Below are 3,855 nucleotides of genomic sequence, written 5' to 3' on the forward strand. Positions count from 1 at the left end.
TCGATTCGCAAGGCCGAGAGTTTGACCAGCGGGAAGAAGGCGGCGAAGTAGCCCCCACCAGCGTCGTCATCCGGTGTTCGGCATGCTCCGGAATGGGTGTTCGGCTTGGACCGGACTCAGTGATCGGTATGGCCGGAATACGCACCCACCGCGCGAATCCTGACTACCACCCCGCAGCGGGTGTCCTGACAGGCACGCTGGGGCCCGTCTACGTCGAGGCGTTCTCTTCGGACGTCCTTGGTGCTCGACTGATGGGCGCGGAGGCGGAGCTGGACCTGGAGCACGTCCTCTTCGGCAAGCCCCAACAGAAGGGCCGTTACACACTGGGCCTGTCGGCGGTGCATGACTGGGGGCGTGCTGGTGGGCGCGCGGCCTCGGTAACGCTGGCGCACATGGATGCGGTCGCCGTGCTGGTCGTGCGGCCCGGGTTTGAAGCGCACGTCTTCGCGGGCTGGGGCGGTCGGCCGGGTGTGGGCGGTGCGTGGGGCGCGGTGGCGGGCGCGGGCGCTGATGCAGTCACACCGACGCTCAAGATGGCGTTGCGGCTGGAGGCGCGGCGGCAACACGGTGGCTTCCGGCAAGGCTTCTTCGGACCGGATTACGAGCTGGCGCGCTTCCAGGCGGCGGGCCCTGCTGGCGTGCCGCTCGCGGATGCGCCCTTCCCGGGTGGCTACTCCGCGTTCGGGGAGGCGGAAGTGGGTTGGGATGCGGTGGCCTACGGTGGACTCCGCAAGCACCTGAAGCTGTCGGTGGGCGCCGAGGTGTTCTCCTGGGGGCGTCTCGACATGGACGGGCGCGTGGCGGTCCAGCTCTTCGAGCGCGACCTGGAGGTGGCAGTGAAGGGGCTCACCGTGGGCGCTGGGAAGCCCGGGGCTCGCTACCTGGGGGCGGCGGAAGTGCGCTGGCGGTTCCTGGGAGGGAAGTTCTACGCGCTCGGGACGGGCGGCACGCTGCTGTTCCCCACGGCTGAAGGGACGTTGCGACCTGGCGCCTTCGCATCCGTGGGGCTGGGGGTGGACAATGCGCGCTAACGCCCTGGTGCTGGTGCTGGTGTTGATGGCCACGGGATGTGCCTCCGTGTCGCGCGCTCCCGGCCATGGTGGAACCCTCGGCTTCTCTCCGCGCGTGTCTGGTAGGGAGCCCACCCCGGAGCCCCGGCACATCACCCCGACACGTGCGATGGCCTCGTCCTCGGACGACGCGGAGCGGATTCGGCGCCGTCGGGACTTCCGCGATGACACATCCGGTGAGGAGGACAGCACCGTAGGGGTGGCCGTTGGAGGCGTTGTCACGCTGCCTCTGAGTTTCGATGCGTGGGAGTCGCTGCTGACGAGCGCGGGACTTGAGTCGCGGGACGAGCGTCCGATTCCGGGCGGCCCGCTCGCTCCGACCCAGGCCGCAAAGGTACTCGCGACTCTGCTGGGGAAGGACGTGACGCTGGGGCAGTTCCCGGCACGTCTCGCGGTGGGCTTCATGCTGAGGGAGGTGTTAGGCACGGGCGTGGTATCGCGCGCCGAGCTGGTGCGGCGGGTGGAGCGCTTCAAGCATCTGGCGGTGCTCCGTCCTGACGGCTGCCTCGCGTGGGTGCGAAGCGGAAGCACACAGCAACGGGTGGCGCCCGTCGAGTGGAAGGACGGGGCCTTTCGCGCGCACGGGTTCGAGCTGGGCCGCTTCTACGATGGGCGCACGGGTGTCTTCCGCTCGCTGAACGACGAGCTGCGGGAGGTGGACGGCTTTCCACTCGCGGACGTCCACGACGATGCCGACGTCATCAGTCGCACGCTGGATGGGGCGGAAGAAGCCTTCGTCGGGCTGGCGCTGGCGGTGGGGAAGTTCTTCTCGACGTCGCCAGCGGACAACCTCGCGGCACTCCGTCAGATGCCTGGAGCCGTGGTGGCCTTGCTGGAGTCGTCGCCCGAGTACCTGGAGCGCTTCCAGTACATGACGCGCGGCGAGCAGATTCAGGCCGTGTCCAAGCTGGTGACGAACATCATCGCCACGTGGGGCACGGTGTCCGCCACTACGCGCACGTTGGAAGGCGCCTCGCTCGCCATGGCGCATGTGCCGAAGCTGTCGCTGTCCGCTCAAGGGGCGCTCGCCATGGAGAGCGTGGCGGTGCCAGTAGGACGAACTGCGGCGGTGCTGAGTGGCGGGCCAGGGGCCGCCATCATCCTCCAGCGGGCGAGCACGGCCGCGAAGAACGGCGCACCATCGAATGGTCCCGGCCAGTGGGGACCGGTCAAGGAATCCATGTCCCCTCGTGCGCGGCGCTACCAGGAACAAATCACGGGGCATACTGCCGACGAGGCATACTGGGTCGGCGGCGTGGGCAAGGACAGCGGAGGCGTGAAGTTCGATGGGTTCGGGAAGGGCGTGCTCCAGGAGGCGAAGGGGCCGGGTTATGCCAAGTTCTTCGATGGCCTGGAGCCCAAGAGGTGGTTCCGGAACTCCGGAGCAAAGAGTCTCGTCGAGCAAGCAGAGCGCCAGAGTAGAAAGGTTCGGGGCATGGGTATCCCCATCCAGTGGCATGTCGCGGAGAAAGCGGCTGCCGACGCCTTCCGCGAACTCTTCAAGAACGCTCGTGTTGTAGGGATCGAGATCGTCCACACCCCATCTCTCTGAGTGGATAACCTCATGACCGTGAAGCTCGAATCTGAGACCTATCCCGATACCTACTTTGCCGGTGCCTATTGGGGGCCGCGCAAGGAGCCTCCAGAGGAGTGCGCCCGTCGTGCAGCGGATTTCCTCAACCTCTTGGCCAAGTGCGACCCGTTCCTGGCCCACTGGTACATGCCCACCAAGTCGCGCAAGGACGCTCGCAAGTATCCCCTCATGCCGCCCGACCTGACGACTCTCGCTGAGATGTTCCGGCGAGGGGTCAACCGAGAGAAGGGGGGGCCCGTTTTTGAGGACCTGGGTTTTAGCTTCTGGTTCGACAACGGCGGCCCCGACCGTGATTGTGCGGACCTGCGCATTCACTGTGGTGGGTACGCGGAAGGGTTCTCTAATTCTTGCTTTCTGTCGCTCCCCAAACAGGGCGCGAACGCGGAGCGACTGTTCACGGCCCCTGCCCTGGATTGCGTCGTGCGCAGCATGGCTCTTGCCTGGGAGCCTGAATGGGTCGCCGCCATGTCCCGCACGCATCGGGATCTTGACGACAGGGACGGCAAGGCCGACGTGTGGCTTGGATGGGTAACGTACCTTGCACGCCACCGGGGCACGGTGCCCCCGCTTCCTGCTCCTGTGCGCATTGAGCCGGTCGAGGACAAGGGCACGCTCATCGTGCTGACCCCGGAACGCTTCACGGTGGCCAACCCGGAGCACGTGGCGCTGGCGCGGCGTGTGCGCGAACTGCTGGAGCGTGCCGGTCTTATGAAGCCGGCCACGTCCTGATTGGCAAAGGTGGCGCCTTCACCCGATGACCAGGGAGCCATGTGCCCCCAGTGTGCCCCTCCAGCGTGGTTCGAGGTGGCACCTGGGGGGACAGCCTGGGACAGGGCGGGATGACGAATCCGAGGAAGTTCAAGGCGATAGCGGGTAACAGCGCGTCCTGCTTAGGTTTTCTATCGTCATGCCTGCGGGTTCGAATCCCGCCCTGGGCAACCCGAAAGAGCCTCCAAGTCCCTAGGACTTGGGGGCTTTTTCATTTCCAGGGCGTGGCCTCCTCCTCATGTTGCATGTATGTCGCACGCGGCATCACGGGCCCGTCGAGGACTCGCACAGCATCCTGAGCCTGCCCCGATTCCGTGGACACCCGAGATGTGATGGAAAGGGTGTCCAATGTCGGCGAGTGACGCGAAGCAGAAGAAGAGCCGGAGGCAGCGCCGGAAGTTCACGCGTGAGTTCAAGGACGGC

At 66.3% G+C, this 3,855-nt stretch carries 2 protein-coding genes and 1 pseudogene; all 3 read left to right on the plus strand.

Features of this window, described 5'->3' with window-relative positions; genetic code table 11:
* Positions 1 to 143: 143 nt before the first annotated feature.
* Positions 144 to 1,031 (plus strand): annotated as a pseudogene (locus FL311_RS41770) (hypothetical protein); the annotation flags it as partial.
* A complete protein-coding gene (locus FL311_RS41775; protein WP_141333182.1) occupies positions 1,021 to 2,622 on the plus strand; it encodes a restriction endonuclease fold toxin 5 domain-containing protein in 1,602 nt (533 codons plus the stop codon). The pseudogene FL311_RS41770 and the gene FL311_RS41775, both read left to right, overlap by 11 nt.
* A 12-nt stretch (positions 2,623 to 2,634) precedes the next feature.
* Positions 2,635 to 3,393: an immunity 52 family protein gene (locus FL311_RS41780; RefSeq protein WP_141333183.1), complete on the plus strand. Its 759-nt coding sequence runs from the start codon at positions 2,635 to 2,637 to the stop codon at positions 3,391 to 3,393.
* Positions 3,394 to 3,855: the final 462 nt, after the last annotated feature.

The organism is Myxococcus sp. AB025B (genome assembly GCF_006518215.1).
Lineage (GTDB): Bacteria > Myxococcota > Myxococcia > Myxococcales > Myxococcaceae > Myxococcus > Myxococcus fulvus.

Excerpts from the sequence above, each read along its gene's own strand:
- FL311_RS41775 (WP_141333182.1), top strand. The coding sequence starts at position 1,021 with ATGCGCGCTAACGCCCTGGTGCTGGTGCTGGTGTTGATGGCCACGGGA.
- FL311_RS41780 (WP_141333183.1), top strand. The coding sequence starts at position 2,635 with ATGACCGTGAAGCTCGAATCTGAGACCTATCCCGATACCTACTTTGCC.